The organism is Novosphingobium sp. (assembly GCF_027489515.1).
Taxonomy (GTDB): domain Bacteria; phylum Pseudomonadota; class Alphaproteobacteria; order Sphingomonadales; family Sphingomonadaceae; genus Novosphingobium.
Window position 1 is genome coordinate 25,836 of the sequence record NZ_JAIXZS010000071.1, and the last position, 21,982, is coordinate 47,817.

Annotated in this window: 18 protein-coding genes and 1 pseudogene; 10 read left to right on the forward strand and 9 right to left on the reverse strand. The window is 63.3% G+C overall.

What is annotated here, in order from left to right:
* Positions 1 to 46 precede the first annotated feature (46 nt).
* Both Q0082_RS12350 and ctrA read left to right on the forward strand, forming a co-directional pair.
* Positions 47 to 1,090 (forward strand): tetratricopeptide repeat protein, encoded by a 1,044-nt coding sequence (locus Q0082_RS12350; protein ID WP_298193021.1) that lies wholly within the window; start codon positions 47 to 49, stop codon positions 1,088 to 1,090.
* Positions 1,091 to 1,354: 264 nt separating this feature from the next.
* On the forward strand, positions 1,355 to 2,056 hold the full coding sequence (gene ctrA, locus Q0082_RS12355; protein WP_054121404.1) for a response regulator transcription factor CtrA: 702 nt from the start codon (positions 1,355 to 1,357) through the stop codon (positions 2,054 to 2,056).
* Positions 2,057 to 2,135: 79 nt separating this feature from the next.
* Here the strand turns inward: ctrA and Q0082_RS12360 are convergent, their stop codons facing one another.
* Complete coding sequence (locus Q0082_RS12360; RefSeq protein WP_298193026.1) at positions 2,136 to 3,017, reverse strand: helix-turn-helix transcriptional regulator; 882 nt, start codon at positions 3,015 to 3,017, stop codon at positions 2,136 to 2,138.
* 65 nt (positions 3,018 to 3,082) lie between these two features.
* Entirely contained in the window at positions 3,083 to 4,264 is a 1,182-nt protein-coding gene (locus Q0082_RS12365) for a calcium-binding protein (RefSeq protein ID WP_298193029.1), read from the reverse strand.
* Positions 4,265 to 4,443: 179 nt separating this feature from the next.
* Here Q0082_RS12365 and Q0082_RS12370 point away from each other — a divergent pair, with 179 nt between their 5' ends.
* The 3 genes from Q0082_RS12370 (at position 4,444) to Q0082_RS12380 (ending at position 8,966) form a co-directional block, all read left to right on the forward strand.
* Positions 4,444 to 6,804 carry a TonB-dependent receptor gene (locus Q0082_RS12370; RefSeq protein WP_298193031.1) on the forward strand — a complete coding sequence of 787 codons (2,361 nt, stop codon included), beginning with the start codon at positions 4,444 to 4,446 and terminating at the stop codon, positions 6,802 to 6,804.
* A gap of 56 nt (positions 6,805 to 6,860) precedes the next feature.
* Positions 6,861 to 7,589 carry a tRNA (guanine(46)-N(7))-methyltransferase TrmB gene (locus tag Q0082_RS12375; protein WP_298193034.1) on the forward strand — a complete coding sequence of 243 codons (729 nt, stop codon included), beginning with the start codon at positions 6,861 to 6,863 and terminating at the stop codon, positions 7,587 to 7,589.
* 129 nt (positions 7,590 to 7,718) lie between these two features.
* Positions 7,719 to 8,966, forward strand: coding sequence for a site-specific integrase (locus Q0082_RS12380; protein WP_298193037.1), 1,248 nt, complete (start codon positions 7,719 to 7,721; stop codon positions 8,964 to 8,966).
* 164 nt (positions 8,967 to 9,130) lie between these two features.
* Here the strand turns inward: Q0082_RS12380 and Q0082_RS12385 are convergent.
* From Q0082_RS12385 to Q0082_RS12395, 3 genes and pseudogenes are all read right to left on the reverse strand, one after another.
* Positions 9,131 to 9,526 (reverse strand): annotated as a pseudogene (locus Q0082_RS12385) (EAL domain-containing protein); the annotation flags it as partial.
* A 184-nt stretch (positions 9,527 to 9,710) separates the two neighbouring features.
* Positions 9,711 to 11,126: a hypothetical protein gene (locus Q0082_RS12390; RefSeq protein WP_298193040.1), complete on the reverse strand. Its 1,416-nt coding sequence runs from the start codon at positions 11,124 to 11,126 to the stop codon at positions 9,711 to 9,713.
* On the reverse strand, positions 11,123 to 12,952 hold the full coding sequence (locus tag Q0082_RS12395) for an SIR2 family protein (protein ID WP_298193043.1): 1,830 nt from the start codon (positions 12,950 to 12,952) through the stop codon (positions 11,123 to 11,125). Before Q0082_RS12395 ends, Q0082_RS12390 begins: the two co-directional genes overlap by 4 nt.
* A 42-nt stretch (positions 12,953 to 12,994) precedes the next feature.
* On the opposite strand from Q0082_RS12395, the gene Q0082_RS12400 reads away from it, so the two are divergent.
* Positions 12,995 to 13,273 carry a hypothetical protein gene (locus Q0082_RS12400; protein WP_298193045.1) on the forward strand — a complete coding sequence of 93 codons (279 nt, stop codon included), beginning with the start codon at positions 12,995 to 12,997 and terminating at the stop codon, positions 13,271 to 13,273.
* 9 nt (positions 13,274 to 13,282) lie between these two features.
* On the opposite strand, the gene Q0082_RS12405 is transcribed toward Q0082_RS12400, so the two are convergent.
* From Q0082_RS12405 to Q0082_RS12420, 4 genes are read right to left on the reverse strand one after another with little or no spacing between them, the layout of a single operon-like run.
* Positions 13,283 to 15,187 (reverse strand): ATP-dependent helicase, encoded by a 1,905-nt coding sequence (locus Q0082_RS12405; RefSeq protein ID WP_298193047.1) that lies wholly within the window; start codon positions 15,185 to 15,187, stop codon positions 13,283 to 13,285.
* 2 nt (positions 15,188 to 15,189) lie between these two features.
* The gene (locus tag Q0082_RS12410; protein ID WP_298193050.1) at positions 15,190 to 17,172 is read right to left on the reverse strand and encodes an AAA family ATPase; all 1,983 of its coding nucleotides are present in this window, start codon (positions 17,170 to 17,172) and stop codon (positions 15,190 to 15,192) included.
* A 13-nt stretch (positions 17,173 to 17,185) separates the two neighbouring features.
* Entirely contained in the window at positions 17,186 to 18,040 is an 855-nt protein-coding gene (locus Q0082_RS12415) for a nucleotidyl transferase AbiEii/AbiGii toxin family protein (protein WP_298193052.1), read from the reverse strand.
* Positions 18,033 to 18,707: a hypothetical protein gene (locus Q0082_RS12420; RefSeq protein ID WP_298193054.1), complete on the reverse strand. Its 675-nt coding sequence runs from the start codon at positions 18,705 to 18,707 to the stop codon at positions 18,033 to 18,035. The genes Q0082_RS12415 and Q0082_RS12420 overlap by 8 nt, the downstream gene beginning before the upstream one ends.
* Positions 18,708 to 18,933: 226 nt before the next feature.
* Here Q0082_RS12420 and Q0082_RS12425 point away from each other — a divergent pair, with 226 nt between their 5' ends.
* From Q0082_RS12425 to Q0082_RS12440, 4 genes are read left to right on the forward strand one after another with little or no spacing between them, the layout of a single operon-like run.
* A complete protein-coding gene (locus Q0082_RS12425) occupies positions 18,934 to 19,941 on the forward strand; it encodes a zincin-like metallopeptidase domain-containing protein (protein ID WP_298193057.1) in 1,008 nt (335 codons plus the stop codon).
* The gene (locus tag Q0082_RS12430) at positions 19,938 to 20,339 is read left to right on the forward strand and encodes a DUF2958 domain-containing protein (protein ID WP_298193059.1); all 402 of its coding nucleotides are present in this window, start codon (positions 19,938 to 19,940) and stop codon (positions 20,337 to 20,339) included. Before Q0082_RS12425 ends, Q0082_RS12430 begins: the two co-directional genes overlap by 4 nt.
* Positions 20,339 to 21,571 (forward strand): hypothetical protein, encoded by a 1,233-nt coding sequence (locus Q0082_RS12435; RefSeq protein WP_298193061.1) that lies wholly within the window; start codon positions 20,339 to 20,341, stop codon positions 21,569 to 21,571. The genes Q0082_RS12430 and Q0082_RS12435 overlap by 1 nt, the downstream gene beginning before the upstream one ends.
* On the forward strand, positions 21,568 to 21,954 hold the full coding sequence (locus Q0082_RS12440; protein ID WP_298193063.1) for a hypothetical protein: 387 nt from the start codon (positions 21,568 to 21,570) through the stop codon (positions 21,952 to 21,954). Before Q0082_RS12435 ends, Q0082_RS12440 begins: the two co-directional genes overlap by 4 nt.
* The last annotated feature ends 28 nt before the right edge of the window (positions 21,955 to 21,982 follow it).

The window sequence follows — 21,982 nt, forward strand, 5'->3', positions numbered from 1 at the left end:
CCGCCATGAGGGGCAGCGCCGATCATGGCGCACAAGGGAGCATGCGATGACCGAGGCCGAACAAACGCCGACCGCAGAACCTGCTGCCGCGTCCGCCTCTCCGGCACCTGCTCCTGCACCTGCTACAGCGTCGGGCCGTGGCGGCCGGGTCGTGCTCGTGCTCGCGGCGGTCGTTGCGCTCACGGCCGGCAGCATTGCCGTCTGGCGCGGGCAGCGCGATGCCGAGATCATTGCCCTGCCGCCAGCGCCCACGGAGAGCCAGGCGCCCTCGGTCGATGATGTGATCACCCGGCTCGAGGCGCGGCTCAAGGCGAAGCCCGATGATGCCGAAGGCTGGCGGATGCTTGGCTGGTCCTACTTCCAGACCGAGCGCTACGCCGAAGCAGCAACCGCGCTCAAGCAGGCGACCAAGCTCGATGCTACCCATGCCGAGACGTTCTCGTTTCTCGGCGAAGCGCTGGTTCTTGCCAGCAAGACCGAAGGCCGCATCCCGGCAGACGCGCAGGCCGCGTTCAGCAAGGCGATCAAGCTCGATCCCAAGGATGCGCGGGCACGCTATTTCCGCGCCGTGGGGATGGACCTGGCGGGGCAGCACCGCAAGGCGATCGATGCCTGGTTCGCGCTGCTCAAAGATACCCCGGCCGACGCGCCCTATGCCGAGGATATCCGCGCGGTGATCAAGAATGTCGGGGACCGCTACAAGATCCCCTACGAGGAGCGGCTCGCCGCCGCGCAGTTCGCACCGCCGGCAAGCGGCATGGCGACCAATGGCGCAGCGGTTGCCGCAGGCGCGATCCCAGGTCCGAGCTCGGCCGAAATCAAGGCCGCTTCCGCGCTGCCCAAGGGCCAGCAGGAAGCGATGATCCGCGGCATGGTCGACGGCCTGGAGGCCAAGCTTCAGAGCAACCCGGGCAATGCAGATGGGTGGATCATGCTGATGCGCAGCCGCATGCAGCTGGGCGAACCGGCCAAGGCGGCGAAGGCTCTCGAAGGAGGGCTTGCCGCCTTCCGCAACGATCTTTCCGCGACCCGCAAGCTGCGTGAAGCGGCCAGCGCAATCGGTGTGCCGGGCGCAGCGCCTGGCCGATAAGGAGCCACTTCTTAAAAAAGGTTTCGTTCCGTATTACGCGCTCCGGCACGATGGTTAGTACGAATGAGGGATCTTAACTATTGACGCAAAAAGGGAAATTGCCGATCTGGAGACGGTTTCCGGATGCGTCGTATGCCTAGTGTACCGACCCGTACGCTTACGATAAATTAACCTTTCATGTTCATTGGTCATATGGTTAATGACGGCGAAGGCCCCGGTTGTGAGGGCTCGAGCCATCGGGGAATGGCAACAAGGGGCTGATCCATGCGCGTGCTGTTGATCGAGGACGAGCCGACCACGGCCAAGGCGATTGAGCTGATGCTCACGACCGAAGGCTTCAATGTCTATGCAACCGATCTCGGGGAAGAAGGCCTCGATCTCGGCAAGTTGTATGATTACGACATCATTCTGCTCGACCTCAACCTGCCCGACATGCACGGGTACGACGTGCTCAAGAAGCTGCGCGTCGCCAAGGTGCAGACGCCGGTGCTCATCCTCTCCGGCATTGCCGAGATGGACTCCAAGGTCCGCAGCTTCGGCTTCGGTGCCGACGACTACGTCACCAAGCCGTTCCACCGCGAAGAGCTGATCGCCCGCATCCACGCCGTGGTGCGCCGCTCGAAGGGCCACTCGCAGTCGGTCATCCGCACCGGCAAGCTTTCGGTCAATCTCGATGCCAAGACGGTCGAGGTCGATAGCGCCCGCGTCCACCTGACGGGCAAGGAATACGCGATGCTCGAGCTGCTCTCGCTGCGCAAGGGCACCACGCTGACCAAGGAAATGTTCCTCAACCATCTCTATGGCGGGATGGACGAGCCTGAACTCAAGATCATCGACGTGTTCATCTGCAAGCTCCGCAAGAAGCTCGCGCATGCCTGCGATGGCGAAAACTACATCGAAACGGTCTGGGGCCGCGGCTATGTGCTGCGCGATCCGGACGACAAGCTGGACGTCGAAGCGGCCTGATCGGCCGAAAATCCCCCCGGTACTCGACCTCCGTGCGCAGCGGCCCGTCAGCAATGGCGGGCCGCTTGCGTTTGGAAGGTCAGCCGATGCGGCGGAAGGTGTTGGTTTCCAGCTTGGGCATGTTGCTGCCGGCCCAGATGATCGTCTCGGTCATCGACTTGCGGTCGCGCGAAACGGTGTAAACCCGGGTGGAAACCGGCGCACCGTCCTTGCCGAGCGTCATCACCAAGGTGCCCGGTGCGGGCTGGCGGAGCGAGCCGCTATCGATGAAGGCCATGTTGCCGGTAACCGGCACCGGCGCCGCATCGAGCGCGGCGGTGGATTCGGCGTGAAGGGTCGCGCCGTCCAGGTTCACGATCTGCACCTCGGTGGTCCAGCGCTGGTCCGGCGCAACGGCGAAGCTGATGGTCACGCTTTTCGGACGTTCCCCCTCCGGCACCCCCGCGACATCGAGCGCCCAGCGGCCGACCAGCGGGGATGCCAACGCGGCCCCGGCGGCGGCTTGAGCGGCTTGCGGCCGGGCGGCGTTGAAGGGCGCGTCGGCCGCCATGAACAGCGCGCCTGCCGCGATGAGTGGCATGGTGATCAACATGGCAATCTTTCCTTTCGGTCCTGACAGCCCGCGAAGTGCGGGCCGGACCGATCCCTCCGCTGCGGGGGATGTCATTGCCAGATCAGGATTTCTGTCCCAGATTTTCTGGGCACCGAGCTGCCGGGCGAGTTCACGGCTGCTCCCCACGCCGGTCTTGCGGCGGGCATCGCGCAGCCGCTCGTTGATCGAGGCTTCGGTCCAGCCGAGCTGCGCGGCGATCGACTTGATCGTGTGCCCTTCCGCCAGCAGGCGCAGCACCTCGAGTTCGCGCGGGGTCAAATGGCGTGCAGGCGCGGGAATCGCGTCTGATGCCTCGGCCACCGCCCCGACCACAGCCTCGCCGCGGCCTGTATCAATCCTGCGATCCATTGTCGGCATGGCGCAGGCTCACCACAAGCCCGGCCGCCGGTCCATCCCAATTTTCTTGGGAGTGCCTAGAGGATCAGGATGTCGCTTGCGGCGAGGTTGGGATGAAGGTCCGTCCCGATCTGGGCAATGGCCACCCCGGCCTTGCCGCCCACGCCATCGGCGTCGAAGAACAGTATGCCTGTTGTGCTGTTGTAGATGAGGTGATCGTTGGCATCGCGGGCCGATGTAGCGGTAGCGCTGGTTGACCGGATGAAATTGCTGGGGTCGAGCCCGTTCGTGCCGAGCCGGTCCAGGCCAGTAAAAACCTCGCTCGAAAGCACGATCTTGTCCCTGCCGCGGACGAAATCAGTGATCACGTCCGCATTGCCGCTGACCGGTGCCGCGTCGAACACGAAGAGGTCCTTGCCGCCGCCGCCGGTCAGCACGTCATTGCCAGTGCCGCCGGACAGCGTGTCTGCCCGCAAGCCTCCGACCAGCGTGTCGCCGCCGCCGCCGCCGCTGAGTCCGGCGCCCACTCTGCCCGCCGTCAGCTGGTCCGCCAGATCGCTGCCTTGCACATTCTCGATGCTGACCAGCCTGTCGCCGTTGGCCTGCAAGGCAACGCCGAGGTTGATCGTCTGCCCGGTCGAAGCCGTCGCGTAGGATGCGGTATCGCTGCCGATGCCGCCATTGATGATGTCGGCCCCGTTGCCGCCCTCGAGCGCGTCATCCCCGGCTCCGCCCACCAGGGTATCGATGCCGTCACCGCCGAAGAGCAGGTCGTTCCCGCCGTTGCCGAACATCTTGTCGGCCCCGGCGAGGCCGAAGGCGAGATCGCTGCCTTCGCTGAGATCGAATCGGTCATTGCCCTTGAACATGTCCGCGATGAGCGCGAGGTCATCGGCCTTGCTGGCAGAAGCAACTGCCTTGGCAATGTCCACCGTGCCAACCGAGATCCCGGTGATCAGGACATTGAGCGATTGCCCTTCAAGTCCGTCGCTCAACGCGCCGTCCGTCAGTGCTATGCCTGTCACCCTGCCGGAAACCGGAATGCCGTTGATGAACGAGAAGTTCTTTCCACCGAAAGCAACCAGCTGCGTGGTGTCGGTCGTGAACTGATAAGCGGCGACATCCTGGAAGACATTGCCGAGCAAAGCAAAGTTCACGTTGTCGAGAAAGCTGAAGTGTTCTGCGATTTCTCCCAGCACGCTCAGATCGAGCATGGACGTCATGTCGAAGGTATCCAGTGCAGCGACTTTCGCCATCATCAGGTTCCATTCTCGCGGTGGATGGGATGCTTCGTCCGGCCTAGCACCCCGCCGTGTAGCGTGGCAATCGCGCAGCCGCCGGCGTCTTTTTCCTGCACAAAATGAAATGAACCACACCGACCTTGCCGGTTGTCTTGAAGGCCTTGCCGGTCCAGTTCAATGCCGCCCGTACCCGGATCATGAGTTCTGCCACCAAGGCCATGCGCTGCTTCCATCTGCATCCGTTCCGCGCCTGCGCGCTGGCGTCCCTGCTTGCGTTCGCGGCCTCGGCGCAGGTCGAGGCGCAGGAGGGCGCCGCCGTTCCGATTCTGGTCACTGCGCCCGGCGCTGGCCTCGACAGCGATGATGCCCTTGGCCTTTCGCGCGGCGATCTGGCCCGCAGCGGCCGGCCTGACCTGCTCGGCGCGCTCACCCGCCAGTTGCCGGGCGTCACCCTGCAGGACGCGCAGGGCAATCCGTGGCAGCCGGCGCTGGTCTATCGCGGGCAGACCGCCTCGGGCGCGCAGGGGCAGGCGCAAGGGCTGGCGGCCTATCTCGATGGCGCCAGGTTCAATCTCCCCTTCGGCGATACGGTGTCGTTCGATCTTGTGCCCGATGCGGCGCTGCGTGACGTTGAACTGGTCGATTCGAGCCCGGTCTATGGCCTCAATGCGCTGGGGGGCGCGCTCGTCCTCGAAACCGCAACAGGGCGGACCGATCCGGGCGTGACCGCAAGTGCTGCGCTCGGTGCCTATGGCGCGCATGACGTGAGCCTCGCCGCAGGCGGTGCGGCGGGCCGGGTCAGCGCGTTCGCCGCCGTGCAGTTCCGCGGTGAGGGCGGTTGGCGTGATTACAGCACCTCGCGCCTCGCCAGCGGCTACGCCGACGTCGGCTACGATGGCGTCGCCGCAGGGCTTCACGCCAAGCTAATCGCGGCGAGCACGGGGCTCAGCGGCAATGGCGCTGCGCCCGGAGAACTGCTCGCGGTGCGGCGCGCTGCGGTCTTCACCCACCCCGACCGCACCGAAAACCGCTTCGCACGCGTCAGCCTCCATCCATGGGCCGATCTCGCCCCGACGACGCGGCTGCAGGCGGCCTTCTATCTGCAGTGGCAGCGCAGCCGCGCGCTCAACGGCGATGCCGCCGATATCGAGCCCTGCGAAGACGAGCCCGGCCTGCTCTGCCTTGAATCCGAAGATGATGGCGAGGAGGAATCCGAAGTCCTGACCGACCGGCTGGGCCGTCCGATCCGCGCGCTGGCGGGCGATCCTGTCTACGCCGTGTTCAATCGCGGCCTCCTGCATTCCCGCGCCTTGGGCATGCTGGCCCAGATCACCGACCGGCGGGCCCTGCTGGGCGGCACCAACGTGCTCACGCTGGGCACCAGCCTGGATTATGGGCGCAGCGCGTTCGCGGCCTCGACCGTTCTCGGCACGCTGGACCGGACGCGCGGTGTGCAGGTCGCTGGCCCGGTGATCGCGCAAGAGGACAACGCGATCGCGCCGGTTTCGGTCGTCGCGCGCAATCTCTATGCCGGGTTTTTCGCGGCGGAGACCCTCCCACTCGGACCGAGCCTGCACCTCGAGGCCGGGCTGCGCTACAATTATGCTGCGATCCGGCTCGACGACCGCCTCGGCAGCGCGCTCGACGGGCGGCACAGCTTCACCCGGCTGAATCCCGGCATCGAGCTGGATTGGGATCTGGCGCCCGCTCTTTCGCTGCGCGCCGGCTATGCCGAGACCAACCGCGCACCGACCCCGGCGGAGCTCTCCTGCGCTGATCCCGAAGCGCCGTGCAGCCTCGCCAACTTTTTCGTCGCCGATCCGCCGCTGCGACAAGTCGTGGCGCGGACATGGGAGCTGGGCGGCTCCGGCAAGGCGGCTGTAGGCGGCTGGCGCCTGTCATGGCTCGCCTCAATCTACCGCGCCGGCAGCCGCGATGAGATCCGCCGCGTCGCTTCGGGTGTGCGCGGCCGCGCCTACTTCCAGAACTTGGGCAATGCGCGGCGCCAGGGCATCGAACTCTCGCTGGTCGCCGAGCACGGCGGTTTCCGCGTGGGCGCGACATATGCCCTCACCGATGCCACCAATCGCTCGCTGGTGCGGATCGCCAGCCCCGGCAATCCGGATGCGGAAGCGGACGGGGCAATCACGGTCAGGCCAGGCAACCGCCTGCCCGGCGTGCCGCGCCACAGCGCCAATCTCAATCTGGACTATACCGGGAAGATGGGGGGCGGAAAGGCGGGTGCGTGGCGGCGCATCAGCTTCGGCGGCACTGTCTCAGCACGGTCGGGGCAGGTGCTGCTGGGCGATGAAGCCAATCGCGCCCCGCTGGTGCCGGGCTACGTGCTGGTTGATTTGCGCGCCGGGATCGAACTGCTGCCGGGCGCCATGCTGTTCGGCGAAGTGCGCAACCTGTTTGACCGCGCGCATGCCACGTTCGGCACGTTTGGCGAGATCGGCGAAGTACCACTCGCCGAAGCGCCGGGCGCATCCTCGCCGCGCTTCCTCGGCCCCGGTGCGCCGCGGCGCTGGACGATCGGGATTCGGCACGGGTTCTGAACGCCGCCGATCATGCGCATTGACCATTGGGGGCCTCGCTGCCAGAGGCGCGCACCATGACCGCGCACAAGCCGGGCGATCCGCTCACCATCAACCGACTCTATGGCCGCGCCAAGGGCAAGCCGCTGCGCAGCGGCCAGCAGGCGCTGATCGAAACGCTGCTGCCGCAGATCGCGGTGCCCGATGAAGGGCCGGTGACGGCGGAGGCGCTGTTCGGCGACGCGCGCCCGCTGCACTTCGAAATCGGCTTCGGCGGCGGCGAGCATATGGCGGGGCGGGCGGACATGCTGCCCGATCACGGCTTCATCGGCGCGGAACCGTTCCTCAATGGCGTGGCGCAGGCGCTGGTGCATGTCGATGGCGGGCGCGGGTCTGACGGCACGGCCACGGGCCTGCCACTGCGCAACGTGCGCATTCACCACGGCGATGCGCTCGAAGTGCTGGCGCGCGTGCCCGATCAGGCGCTCTCGTTCGTCTATCTGCTCCACCCCGATCCCTGGCCCAAGGCGCGCCACGCCAAGCGCCGCATGATGAACGACGGGCCGGTCGACCTCATCGCCCGCAAGCTGAAGCCGGGCGGCGAGTTTCGCTTCGGCACCGATCATCCGGTCTACCTTCGCCACGCACTGATGATAATGCGCCGCCACACCGACCAGTTCGACTGGCTCGCGCAGCAACCCCGCGATTTCCAGACCCGCCCGGGCGGCTGGCCGGAGACCCGCTATGAGGCCAAGGCCCGCGCGCAAGGGCACGAGGTGTGGTACTTCCGTTTTAGGCGTAAATAGGGGTACAGCGTCGTAGATTATTCGTAGTTTTTACAATATGTTGAATACGACAAGGCAGGTTGCCGCTTCGCGGGTTTTCCGTTATCGTGCTTACACGGTGATTACACGGAAACCCCCTGGAGGCGTGAAATGGCGACAGGTAAAATCACAAAGCGGTCGGTCGATGCCCTTCGCGCGGCCGGCCTAACAGGCTTCCTGTGGGACGATGATCTGAAGGGCTTTGGCGTTCGCGTCATGTCGACCGGGTTCGCGTCCTATGTTCTGCAATATCGGATGGGCGGTCGGGAATCGAAGTCGCGCCGTTATACGATCGGGCAGCATGGCTCGCCTTGGACGCCGGTGACGGCACGAACGGAGGCAGAGCGACTAATGCTGCTCGTCGCTCAAGGCATCGATCCGGTTGCCGCGGATCAGCAACGTCGACGCGAAGCTGTCGATCTGGCTTTCTCCAACTATGCAGATCGTTTCTCAGCCTCTTGCAAGGGCAAGGGCTGGACGACCTTGGTCACCAGATCGCTCCGGCTGCACGTCACGCCGGTCCTTCGTGACAAACCTTTGCCCAAAATCACGCGCGCCGACATCGTGAGCATCTTTGACGCCATGCCGGTCGATCAGGCTGCGAATCAGCGCAACGTCTTTGCGGTTATCCGCCGATTGTTCAAATGGGCGGTCAGTCGCGGTGACATGGAGCGAAGCCCCATGGAGGGCATGGAAACCCCTCCTCCTGTCAAGGCCCGGGACCGTTGGCTGAGTGACGACGAACTTCGGCGCGTTTGGATACAAGCGCCCAAAACACATCGGTGTTTCGGCCCTATCGTGCGTCTGCTGATCGTAACAGGTCAGCGTCGGGAAGAGGTTTCCAGCCTGCGCTGGGAGGAACTCAACCGGGACGAGCGCATGTGGAGGCTGCCTGGCGACAGAGCGAAGAATGGCGAGCCGAACAGTGTCCCGCTAAACGATCTGGCGCTCGCCGAACTTGATATACAGGCAGGGGGCCGGAAATGGCCACGGAAAGGGCGGGTCTTTGCGACCTCGACCGGTGCGGGCTTCACAGGGTACGCGAAAGGCAAGGCCAAACTGGATCGTCTGGTGTCCGAAGACGGAGCCGATCCGCTGCCAGCATGGCGCCTTCACGATCTTCGCCGGACACTGGCAACCGGATTTCAGCGCTTGGGTGTCCGATTTGAGGTGACGGAGGCCGTGCTCAACCATGTGGGTGGTTCAAGGTCGGGCGTCGCCGGGATTTATCAGCGACATGACTGGAAAAAGGAAAAGCAGGAGGCATTGCGGGATTGGAACGACCATATCACCGGCCTGCTGGCAGCAACGCCTGACGAATTTGCCGTTGATGAGGACGACTTCAGAGAGGCTGCGTGACTGACGATTGATCAAGGTTAGAGGAATGATCCAGACATTGGCCTCCCCTTTGATATTGATCTCAGACGCTTAAGCCGTGCTATTGGTGAACGGTGAGTTCGAGGCGGCTCTTGCCGTTTGGCGTGCGGCACATTCCGGGCGTCTCCGGAAGACAGTTCGCGCCATCACTCCAGTCGTTCGTCGAGTTTCTTCAGTAGCAGATCAAAAGCGCTGCCGGCATCAACTGGCCGATCGAACAGATAGCCTTGCCCAAAATGGCAACCCAATGCTCTTAGCTTTGCCTGCTGTTCGGCCGTCTCGACGCCTTCGGCAACGACCGTCATATTCATGGTTCGCGCAAGATCGAGGATGGCACAGACGATACCTTCGCCCTGCGTAGAGCCGTCCATGGCCTGTACGAAAGAGCGATCAATCTTGATGGCATCGAAGGGGAGCGACTGAAGATAGCTGAGCGACGAAAAGCCGGTCCCGAAATCGTCAAGACTGGTTTTTACACCCCAAGACCGGATCTGGGCGATGATCTCGCGCGTGCGAACGGCATCGATGATTGCGACGCCTTCCGTTACCTTAAAGGATTCGGGTTAATGATCTGCGCGAAATTCGATCAAACGCGGTAATTTGAGCGATAAATGAAATCGACCGGAGCGCCATCGACGCCATTGTATATGGCGGCGTTGCGATCTCGATGCGAGGAGGCGCCGCCGATATGATTTCCTGTGAATTTGATTAACCTGTGAACGGCTCTTACATGAAGAAGCGGAACTGATATGTGCCTTTGCCAAGGCCGGGCATTCGCTTGATTACCTGGGCCAGAGTCTTCGCATAACTCATGGTGACGGGCAGCGGATCGTAGAGCCCGTCATTGTTCCAGTTCATTTTCGACAGCGCCAAAGCCGCCCTTGCCGTGTCGTCCCATGTTCCGTGCCCGGCATGCCTCACCAGCCGCAACGGTCGCGGTGTCCCTTTGCCGCCTTGAAAATAGGGGCGGCGCCCAAAACCATCGACCGAACCATGCATCCAGAGCAGAGAGTCCTTGCCGCTGAGGCCGAGCAGCGTCCCGCGCTTTACCGGATAGCCATCCGCTTGCGACTTGCTCGGATCGGTGCGGTCCTGTTCCCATCGTGCCGCCTGCCAGCCATTGTCCTCGACGATCTGGATGAGGTCGACCGCCTCGATGTGCTTGAGCGCTTCGAAGCAGCCTTCGATTTCGGCTTCCTTGAACTCTGTCGACTTGTGGATCATCACCCGGGTTGGCGGCCGGCCGCCATGGCGTCGACGATAAAGGTCCAGCGAGCGGGTGATGACCCGGAACATCTCGGTATGGGAGAGGAAGGGATTCTCCCGCTGCACGTTCACGTCGCCAGTATCATAGGCAATGAATTCTAGGCCGGCGCCATCGGCATCGAACACCTGGCTGCAACAGGTCACGAAGCGGGCCAGCTCTGACTCGACCGGCCTTAGCGCATAGGAGATGCCGATATAGGCCGTGTCCGGATCCACATCTGCCAGTTTCCATGGAACGCCGCCCGCCTTGGCATAGAGGGCAAGGCCGATCCGCCACATCACGCTCGCCCGGCATCGATAGGACAGGGCGCTGTCTTCGCGCACAATCTGGATCGGCAGTTGCCGCGCCGCAGTGAAAGCCTTGAGCTGGTGGTGCAGATCGAAATCATCAGCGCCATAGAAGCCGGCAGACCAGCGTTCAGGCAGGTAGACGAACAGAACGTCGAAATCCGCGCGGTTGGCGTCGAGCAGTTGGATCGAGCGAATGAGCCGATCCGCAAGCAGCAGGCCGGGTGCAGGACAATCCTTCAACTCTCCGTTTAACTGGGCGTCGAGTTCGCGCCGACAGTGGCTTGCGGCCGGCGCGAGGCGAGTCTGGAAGACGCTGTTGAAGCTGGCCCACTCCGGCAGGTAGTCGGTCCGTTCCTGAGGCCTTGCCGGCTGATTGAGTTCACGCAGAAAATCAAACAGCCGTTGGGACTCTCCGGCCGGAGAAAGCGTTGCCACGCGGATGGGCGACGGCGTGAACATGCTCGAATAGGGCCCGAATCGGGCCAGTCCCCGAAGTGGATGGATGTCCCGATCGGATGGTCTGTCCGGATGGAACAAGAGATGCGGCTCGGGCAGCCGGACATGATGCTGCAACTGTCCGATCATGGCTTGGCGGCCCAGGAGAACGCCGACTGGCGATCGACGTCAAAGGCGGCGTCCAGCCCATCCCCGATGGCAAGAGCGCGCAAATTCTGGCCGGTAAAGCGGCGAGACCAGTAGTTGATGAGTTTGTCGAGCATCTGGTTGTATCGGCGTGCGGTCCGCTCCCGTGCAAAGTCGGCGGTAATAGCCTTGGTTTCTTCGCTACCGCCGTCGAAGACGATCCTGGGTTCCAGCAGCAGCCAGAGTTGATCGCTGGCCCAATCGAGCCGCAGACCGATCCCTTCCCGCCAGGCGATGTCGCGTTTGCGGGGAACGTTGCCGAATATCGGGCCGCCGATCACTTGGCGTAAATCCTGCCAGGCGGGGTCTCCCGGTGCGCGCGGTGCCAGTATGTCGGCCGAGCCTCTTGCCCGTGCCTCCATGTCATGGGTCCGCGCGATGGCCGCGACGAGAGCCCGGCGCAGCAATCCTCGCTCCTGCGAGTCGTATCGTAGCCGGCGATCCTCGAATGTGGCGATGCCGAACTCCGTGATGCCGAACGGCGTGAAGACCCTGCGAAATTCATCGTCGCTACCGAAGCCAAGGACGCCTGCCCGTGTCCGCGCTACGATCAGCTTCCCGTCCGCTGCCTCGACCGCATCCCGCACATCCTTGCCGCCGCCGATCTCGCAAACGATTTTGCGGCAATTGACCGGACGTGTAATCTTGACCGCGTTCATCCGCAGGACGGGCCACGACTTCTTGCCCAAGGGTGCAGGAGCAGCAGAGAAGCGACGGCGCTCCTGGCCCTCCGTGCGCAAATGAGAGGTGTCGATGTCCGGCAGCAGCCGCAGCAGATCGATCATCGCCTCGTCAAAATTCTCGATGCGGACAATGCCGGCTTCGAGGCCCGCAGCTCTTGCTCGTGCTATCAGCTGTGTCACGCGTTCGAAGGGAGGTGTCTCACCGCGGTGCATCCAGAAGAGACCGTTGGGAAAGGCACCGGGTTGGCCGACCGCCTCTTCCAGCGCATCCATAATGGAGGAATCTCGGCCGCTATAACCGGCTACGACAAGACCAAAACGTCGGCAGGCATCGACCAGTTGCCTGCGGAATTGTGCATCCTGATGGCGCAACTCCTCGCTGGTGTTCTTGAGGCGCCGCGAGCGGAAGTCGCCGTGCAGCTTGATCTCGATCGGCCATTGTTGTTCGGAGATAAATTCTCCTGCCAAAAGCGTCCCGTCCAGTGACGCCATATTGAGGGCTGCCGTCGTGTCGAATGTCCGTGCGCAGGCGTCTGCGAGAAGATGGTCGAAATTGGTCGTCCACACGATGTTGCAATGCGCGGCGCGAAGCATGGCGGCCAGTGCCAGATGACCCTGGGTTGGCTTCATGCCCCGGATCATGTGGTCTATATAGGTCCGCCGGTCCTGCTCCTGGGGGTAGGTGGCTTCGAATAGCGCCGAATATTCGTCAGACGCGCCTGGCTTTGGCAATGTGTCGGATTCGGCCAGAAAAGCGTCGAGAGTTGCCAATATTGCGGGAGAAGAAAGGTCCGCAACAGACTGAGGGGAGACTTTGCGCTGTGTAATGTAAAGTTCGCGCTTGAAGCGGCAGATCATGTCCCAGGCCGTCAGGATACCAGCTGCAGCTGAAACGCCGGCGCCCAGGAACCACATCAACTTTGCCGACCGCATGGAAAAGCGCCGCGCAAAATCATCCATGGTTATTTCGATGTCACCGTCTTCCTCGCTCATCTTTTGAATGATTACCCTGTCATCGGGTGGGCGCCAGAGGGATTTATCGCTTTCTGGCGTAAAACCGGGGATAGCCGCATTGATCCCAGACATTGTTCAGCATATGTTCGCGCTTTGCTGGTCCGTGCCCCGAACATGAACGGCCATCTCTTCGACGGGCAAACGGAGGGTCCGATGACTGCGATACGCTATCTGTCCCCAAAGGACGAAATTCCCGTTGAGCGCCATGTCGCCGTGATCGTGCATCGCGGTTTTGGCGGGATGGAACAGGCCTATTTCTTCGACAGCGCAAAAGGCGATAACGGCGGCTCGGCTGGTTTCGATTGGCGCATGTCCGAAGCTATCGAGCGAGCTACGCGCTTCGCGCAGGAACAGGGGATCGAGCAAGTGGTCGTCCGCTCGGCGCGCGTCTGACGGATATCGTCACGCGATCTGGTGGGTTTGGATACCCGCTGATCTGAGCAGATCATAGAGCGTCGCGATCTTGCTGCGGTTGCCTCGATGCGCCGTATAGGTGAACAGGACGCGCTGCTTGGCGCGCGTGAAGGCGACGAAAAAGCCGGCGGTGGCCTCGATCTGGTCCTTGTCGAAACTCCACCACGCGCCATCGTCGAGTCCGACGAAGATGACGCTGTGATACTCAAGGCCCTTGCTCTTGTGGATCGTCATCAAGGGAATGGCGTGAAGACCTTCGTAGGTATCGAGTGCGGCATCCCAATTCACGCCGCCGGCCCCGCAAAGGTGCAGATGCTCCGCCGCCGCATCGAGCACCTTATCCAGCCATCCGCCCTGCCGGTAAGCCGGGTAAGCCGCGATGAGGCGATCACGCCCGATCATGGATATGATGCTGTCGATCAGTGAACGCGCATTTGCCTTGTTGGCCGGTGGGATGGGATATCGGGCTTGCAGATCAAGCGCGAAACCATCGAGTTCACGCGCCAACCGTGCCTGGTCGCCGTCGTCATCGGGTGCAATACCACGTAGAAAGGCGAGCCTGTCCTGACAAAGCGTCCAGTATCGGCCGCTGGCCTTGCAGACTGCAAGCCGCAGGATTTCCACAATCAGTTCGCAAGCGTCCTCGGCGAGCAGTTCCTGGAGCATGACGTGCCCGACCATGCCTGCCTCGTTGCGAAGCGGTATCCCCTGCGCTGCGAAGGCCGGTTCGAGGACGGCCGCATAGTCTCCCGCCTTTTGCCGGACGAGCAAAACGAAGTCTCGAGGTGATAGGCCATGGCTTTTCATCTCGGCCGCAACAAAAGCGGCCAGATGGGTCGCTTCGGCTTGCGCTGAGGAGAAGTCCCAGATCGCGCAGCTCTCGCCTGTGATCGAACCGGCCGCCATGGCAACGGGCTTGGCCGATTTCGTGTCGAGCGCCTGGGCCAGCACATGCTGGATGCGCACCAGATCGGGCGACGAGCGGTAGTTGTTGTAGAGCGGCGTGCGCGTTGCCCCGAAATCGGCTTCGAAAGTCGCGAAGGGCGCATCCATCGCCATGGCCCAACGCATGATCTGCTGCTTGTTATCGCCGACCGCAGTGATCACGGTGCCAGTTCCCATGAAGATGGTCTGCACCAGATCATATTGAATCTGGGTCGTGTCCTGAAACTCGTCCATGAACAGATGCGAGTAGGTCAGCCTGAGGGCATCGCGCGCCATAGGATTGACGCGAAGCAGCAGTTCCGCGAGCCGGCCGATCATCGGGAAGGAGAGATGGCTCGTGACCGAGCCGTGCAGGGACGATTGCCAATATTGGTCGGCTGCCCATTGGCCTGGTGTAGGATTGCTCCAACCGCCGACCGGCAGACGTGATCCGACGAGATGCCGCCGCTCGAAGGATTTGACGGCTATGGCCTGGAGATCGGCGTAGGTGCCGACACTGGCAGGCGGGGATCCAAGTTGATTCTGAAGATAGTCGCGAAAGTCCCGTTCGCCTGGAAAGATGATTTCATAATCGGGCGTCGGGCGCCAGCGCGCGGGGAGAGCCTGGCCAAAGCGATCGATCAAGCCTTTGGCGAAGGCGTCGAATGTCATGGAATCGAGGCGGCCGGCATGGTCGCGATGGCAGCGCTGGGCGACCCGCGACGCGAGATTGACCGCGGCGTCGCGCTTGAAACTGATCGCCAGGATGCGGCGCGGGCGCGGCGCACTGCCGGTCTGGAGGAGATAGGCCGCCCGCTGCGCCAGCAATTCCGTCTTGCCGGCGCCGGGACCGGCGATGACGGAGCGATTGTCGCCGGATCGCACCACGTCGAGCGCGTTCGCTTCCAGCGAAGCGACGCCGACAGGCTCCCATTGATCGGGCCGAACGTGCCGAGACAGAACCGCCATGGTCAATCCCGCCGCAGCGATTTGGCGACGTGCACGAGCAGCGCCTTGAGCACCGGCGGCATGCTGGCGATCAGCTCCTTTCGCTTGATATGAACCAGGGCGGCCAAGTGGGTCGCTGGCTTGCTCTGCGTCAGAAAGTGGTAGCGATAGGCCGGGAAAAGATCCTCGTACCCCGCATAGGGCCCGGTCCAGACCGTCAGGCCGGGGCCAGCCGTGCCCAGCACTGCCTCGGCGGCTTTGTCCTTGGCCATCCTTGGGCCACCACCAGCCGGGATTACGGCGTCATAGGCCGCGGGAAAGGCCTTGAGCATTGCCATGTCGAGGTCGAGCGGCGCGGAGAAATAGACGCCATATTTCTGCAGGAAATCGACCCAGCCCGGAAGCTTATCCGCCTCTGCCCATTCGTGCATTTTGGCAAACTGCGCGTCGGTCAGGACGCCATTGGTGGTCAGGAGCAATGTGTTCTTTTTCTCGCCCCGCTCGATCAGCTTTTCAATCGCCGTCTTGATCCGGCCAAAACCGCCGCCCTTGCGCCCAAGGTCGAGGTCCAGAAGGGTCGCGTAAGGGATACCGAGCTGCTTCAGCAGCCGCCAGAAATGCTGAACATGGCGGCCGCCCAGCGGCACGATCGCGACGAAGGCGGGGTCGACCAGCAGATCGAGCGCTTCGGCAAGCTTGGGCAGCACGATGCGCTCCGAATCCCCTTCGACGAGGACCACGAACCGCGCGAAATAGAGTTCCGGATAGGCGAGCATCGCGCCGCGAACGAACTTGGCTTCCTCGCTCGCGCCTTTGGGCAGCTTGATGGATTTGACCGTCGATATGCGCGTTTTCGGTTCACAGCGGCAATAGCGCACTTCGCGGGGATCGACCCGGCTCAGCACCGCCGGGGAATGGCTCGTGATGAGCGCCTGTGCTCCGCCATCTTCGGTCAGGGAGCGGATCTGCCGGACAATCCGCGCCAGGAAGTAAGGCGAGAGATGGTTTTCCGGTTCCTCCAGCGCAAACAACGTCAGCGCCGGGATGCGCATGTTGTCGTCACGGAACCCGTCAACCGTTCCAGCGACCACGGCGCGTTCGAGGTCGAACACCGCCGCCGCGAGCGCGAAATAGAAAAGTGACTGCTGCCCGTCGCTGAGCGCGTCGAGCCCACGTTCGTGGCCATCCGGTCCCTGTTCGAAGACGACCGCAATCCGGCTGACCACCTCCTCGAAGCGCCGGCTGACCAGGCTGAGTCGTGGCTTGGTATCGACCACATCATCGTGAAGCCCCGCCCAGCGTTGCTGAAGCGCCTTACCGATTGAGGCGATCGCGGCTTCTCCCTCGAAGGCTTCGGTCAGCGTTTCGCTGGCCTCGGTGACCGCTTCCTCGGTGTCGGATGACCATTCGATCGCGCGGAGGAGACGCGCGGCCAGCGCGCCTGCCGTCGCCCGGATCTGTGCCGCCGCATCACGGCTGGCAGGCGTGTAATAGAGTTGGATCAAACCCCGATCGGCCGCCGATACCGGGTGGCGCTTGTCAGCCGGCGGGTCGGCGTCAAGCGTCTCAACCCAGAACAACTCCTGCGACACTTCGCCCTCGACCGTGCCGTCATCTTCCCACCGGGCTTCAAGACGAAGTCGGCAGACCGGATCATCCCCCGCACGCGCTATATGCATGCGTCGGAAAGCCGGCGCGACGGTCTCCGGCGTCGCGGTGCCATCGCTCAGTTCCGGCAGGCCGATCAGGACATCGATGAAGAGATCCTTGGGGTCCCGATCATCGGGATCATCTTCGGCACCCAAATGAAAGTCGGAGCGCTGCACCGTGCGCTGCGAGCGGGTGACGCCGAACAACTTGGACAAAGCCTGCAGCAGCGCGGTCTTTCCCGAGGCATTGGGGCCGACCACGGCAGTGATATCCGCTGCTATATCGATCGCAATCGGATCAGGCCCGAAGCAGCGGAAGCCGGCGATGGTGACAGTTTCGATAAGCAAGCGAGACATCCTCTTCGATTGGTCACAAGGCAGCGGTAAGCTTGTCCAGTTTTGTCATGAAGAAACGCTCGCTCCACAGTTCGAGCGATCTGGCTTCGGCGGGACGCAGGAAGCGCCGCACATCGTCGGCCGCTGCTTGCCAGTCGATCGTGGCGATCGTATCGCTGAGCGCCTGTTTCAGCCAGGGCATGTCAGCGGCGATGTTTTCATCGCCCGCCCACGGGCCGGCCTGGATCAGCGCGGTGCGCAACAGGGTGAGGTTGGGCGTCGTTCCCTTCGCGACATACCAGGAGAAGTCATACCAGTCCCTGCCCTTGAGGAAGCCACGGCAGAGCAGTGCATGGATCTTGAGCGCGAAATTGGACGCCAGATCCTGGTGCCGCACTTCATGATCGGCCGGAAAGTCGAGGTAGGTCGCATCCTCGCCCGAGCCGGTGGGCGGGTTGACGTCGATCTCCAGCTTGATGCGGATCGTCCTGGGTTTGCCGGTTCCCGCGAAGGACAGGTCGAGCTGGCTCGCGATCGAATCATTCTTGAGCAAGGCCTGCCGGATCGCGCTTTCCATTTTCGCCCTGGGCAGCGCGTCGAGTTTGAGCCCGAACTGCTCGAAAACCTCGACAAGCACCTTGAGATAGGGTGACCAGTCGAAATCCGGATCGGGTGCGCGCAGCAGGAAATCCAGATCTTCGGAAAAGCGCGGCAGCCCATGGAGGATGCGCAGCGAGGTGCCGCCCTGAAACAACGCCACGTCGAAGAAATCGGCGCGCCACAGGCCGTAGAGCGCGATCTCCTGGAGGATTTCCTTGACGGCATTTTCTTCCTCGAGGGCATTGGCCGCCTCATAACGGCGCAGCTTGTCCCGGATGATATCAATCATGGCTGGAGGCCTTTCGGGCCATCGTGACGGCATTCTCGAGCGCCGTGAGGAAGATGTTTACGGCCTTGTGCTTGTAGACCGCTTTGAGTTTGGCGAAGTCCTTGCGGCCAAGGCCTGAGAGTTCGCCCTCGTCGATCCGCAGGCCATGAACGAGCCAGTCGAGCCCGTTCCAGTTCTCCTTGCGCAGCGCCACGAGATCCATCAGCGCGCGCAGCGGTTGGGCGATGAAGGCAGAACGCTTGCTCACCTCCACCCGATCCACAGCGGTCAGGAAGCGATAATCGGCGATGGCCAAGGGATGGAAGTCGAAGGTGCCGAAGCCGGGCGTCTCATAATGCAGCGTTTTGCGACCCGGCGAGACGCTGGCGGTCGTGAAGACACCTTCGGGAATCCAGCCATGCCAGGCGAGTGCGCTTTCAAACGAAATATAGCTGCCCGGAACGAGGCTCTGGGCAATTGCGAAGGGGTGGACGGTCTCGGAGCGATAGCGCGATCCCAGAACATAGGTGCCACGCTTCACGCGGAGCAGAGAGCCGTCCTTGAGTGCGCGGTTGACGAGGCCATAGCGGCGCGCATCACCGCCACCCAGCACCCGGCCGAGCTGGCGATCGCTCAGGATATGATCGGCCAGGCCTGCTGCCGAAATCTGCTGTGCCAAGGAGGACATAAATTCCTCGATACTTCCAATTTCTGAAAGTTTCCAGAATTTCTTTGAAATTGCCGGGAGGGGGAAAGCCTTCCCCTGCCGGTGAGCCGCGTTCCGCGTCGCTCCGGCCCCCTTCCAACGGGGCTCGTGCCCCGTAGCGCCCCGAGAGAGGGAGAGGAGAGCCGGTTAGCCGTGACGGGTTAAGGGGCGAGAGAGGCTCGCCACCGGCCCGTCATGGAGACAGGCCATGGCACAGACACGCCGCCCCCGCCCCACCGGCGCACGGGTGAACCTCTATCAGCAGATCACCGAGCGCATCATCGCCGAACTCGAAGCCGGGCGCGTGCCCTGGGTCCAACCCTGGGGAACGGCGCGGGCGGCGATCGGTATGCCCTACAATGCCGTCAGCCATCGGCGTTACAGCGGCCTCAACATCCTCACGCTCTGGAATGCTGTCGTCGAGCGCGGTTTCTCCGGCCATGCCTTCCTGACCTTCCGGCAGGCGGTTGCGCTTGGCGGCTCGGTTCGGCGCGGCGAGCATGGCGTCGGTATCATCTATACGCGCCGCTTCATTCCCGGCGAGGAACGCCGCCGCGCCGAAGTCGAAGGCCGCGAGCCGTCCGGTGGGATTCCGTTTCTGAAAAGCTTCACCGTGTTTTCGGTCGAGCAATGCGATGGATTACCCGCCCATGTCTGCGAGCCGCCGCCACCGGTCCCCGAAGGGCTGATCCTCCCGCAGGCCGAGGCGCTGATCACCGCGACGGGGGCTGACTTCCGCATCGGCGGCGGACAGGCCTATTATTCTCCTCGTCACGATTACGTCCAGGTGCCACGCCCAGACGACTTCTTCGATCCGGTGAACTGGCACCGGACGGCTTTTCATGAGCTGGGTCATTGGGTCGGCGGTGCGGCGCGGTTGAACCGTGACCAGAGCGGCGTCTTCGGTTCGGTCGCTTACGGGAAGGAAGAATTGTGCGCCGAATTGACGGGAGCCTTCGTCTGCGCCGCGCTCGGGATCACGCCCACCGTTCGGCATGCGGACTATATCGGTTCCTGGCTGGAAATCATCCGCGAGGACAGCCGCGCCATCCTGCGCGCTGCCAGCGCCGCCTCCAAGGCCGCCGACTATCTGCTCGCCTTCCGGCCCGAGGCCGGCGTCGCCGCCAATGACGACGATCCCGACCCAGATCCCGATTGCGCTATGGCGCTCACGGCGACGCAACGGGCCGGCTTTAATCGGGGAGTGGCGGCATGACGCTTCTCACCCCCGACTTGCGCGCGCAGCTTCGCGCCAATGATGCCGCCCGGATCGACGCCCGCACCCGTGGCGATGCGGATCTCGATCCCGTGCCGGTGGTGCGCTTCTTCAATCCCGTCGGCGCAGCCACCTGGCTCGCCACTGAAATGGATGAGGATGGCGTGCTGTTCGGCATTGCAGATCTTGGCTTCGGCTGTCCGGAATTGGGCAGTTTTGCGCTCGAAGAGCTGGAATCGATCCAGCTTCCCTTCGGTCTCGGCATCGAACGCGACATCCTGTTCGAAGGCGCGTTCCCGCTCTCGGCCTATGCGCAGGCCGCGCGCCGTGCCGGATCGCTGATCGAGGCCGAGCGCATCCTGTATCGGGCTGCCAAGGCTGTGAAAGGCGGTGCGTGATGCGTTTTCGCAAATGGCCAAAACCCGCCGCCTATGAGGAGACTTCACGCAAACGCGCGGCCTTTGTCCATAAACAGCGGCGCGAGCGCGAGGCCCTGCCGCTGTTCGCGGACTTGATCGGGCAAACCCAGCACAGCGTCGAGGAGGAGATGGCGCAGCGCGCCGTCTGGTGGCCCGAGCGGCAGCAGCGTTTGCGCGATGAACGCGCCGCAGTATGGCGCCGGGCACGAGCAGGGCTGTTCGACTTCTCCACCGATCGGCGACAGACGATCCGCCGCATCTGGCGAGACTGTCCCTATCCGGCCGATCCCTACAGCTTCGCGGACCTGCTGCACCAGATCCGCATCGGCAAGGTCGATCCCGGTCGTCCGCCCTGGACATATCATGCCCGCGCGCAGGCGCGCATCACGTCCAGTCCCGCCAGCTTTACCGATGCGTTCAAGCGGGTCGGCCAACGCAGAATCGAACCGGCGCCCGACCTTCCTCCCGTTGAGGCGCCGCAATATTGCGGCAATCTTGGGCATGGCATTCTGTTTCTCGACGCCGTGCCGCCGGTCGAAGCCGATGGTCCTACAACCTTCCAGGTCCGGGGCGTCTGCACCGACGCCGAGATCGCGCTGATCGGACGGCTTGCCGAAGCAGAACGGCAGCAGCCGGTTCGGGTAGTGCGGGTCGATCTGCCGCACACCCGCGCCACCGGTTTCTCGCATCGCCTGCTGATCCTCGCCTGTTCGGCGACCAAGCGTCGTGATCCCGGATGGATGCCGGCCTGGGACCGCTATGATGGTCCGCTCTGGCAGACCTGGCGCAGCGCCGATCCCGGGCGACGCCTCGCGCGGGTCGGTTTCCTGTCGGCACGCTACGGCTTCGGTGCCGGTGATCGGCCCATCGGGGACTATGATGCCCGCCTGACGCCCGAACTCGCCGAGCGCATGATCGCGGGCGGCATGACGACGCGCTGGCCGCGCCCGCCGTCTCCACGCAAACCCGACACGTATGGATCGCATCCCGGCTGTGAAATCGCCAGCCTCTGCTATCATGGCACGCGGCCGTTCACCGATGTCGCGCTGGTCGGTGGCGGCCTCTATCTCAAGGTGATGCGCGCCTTCCTCGACGGCTTCCGCGAGATGCGCTGCATCGTGCCTGACGCGCAGATCACCGAGATCAACGCGGGGATGGGCGTCATGCGCCAGCGCCTGCGCATCTGGCTCGAACAGGGGCGCGGGGGATGAGCGATCCCCGCATCCGTGCCGGTCATAATGGCGGGCCGGCGGTCGACGACGAACCCGAGCGGCTCCCGCCAGGACCGCATTATTGCAAATATTGTCGGCACTGGTCGCCGCCTTCCGAACGGGAGGCGCGCGCTTATGAAGCGTTTCAGCTCGGCTTGTCGAAACGACGGGTCAAGCGACCTTCGGGCACCTGCGACCGGGTGGTGCTGCAGCATGGCAAGCCGCTCGCCTTCGCGTCGACCGTCGATACGTTCGGCTGCCTCAATTTCTCGGCCAGGCCGCCCGCACCGATCATGCGCGGGCGCGGTTTCGTCACCATCTATGAAGGCGACCGAATCGTCTGGCAGGGGCATGAAGAGGATGTGCCGGACGAGCATCGGTGATCGGCTTGCATATTGATCCATGCTATGA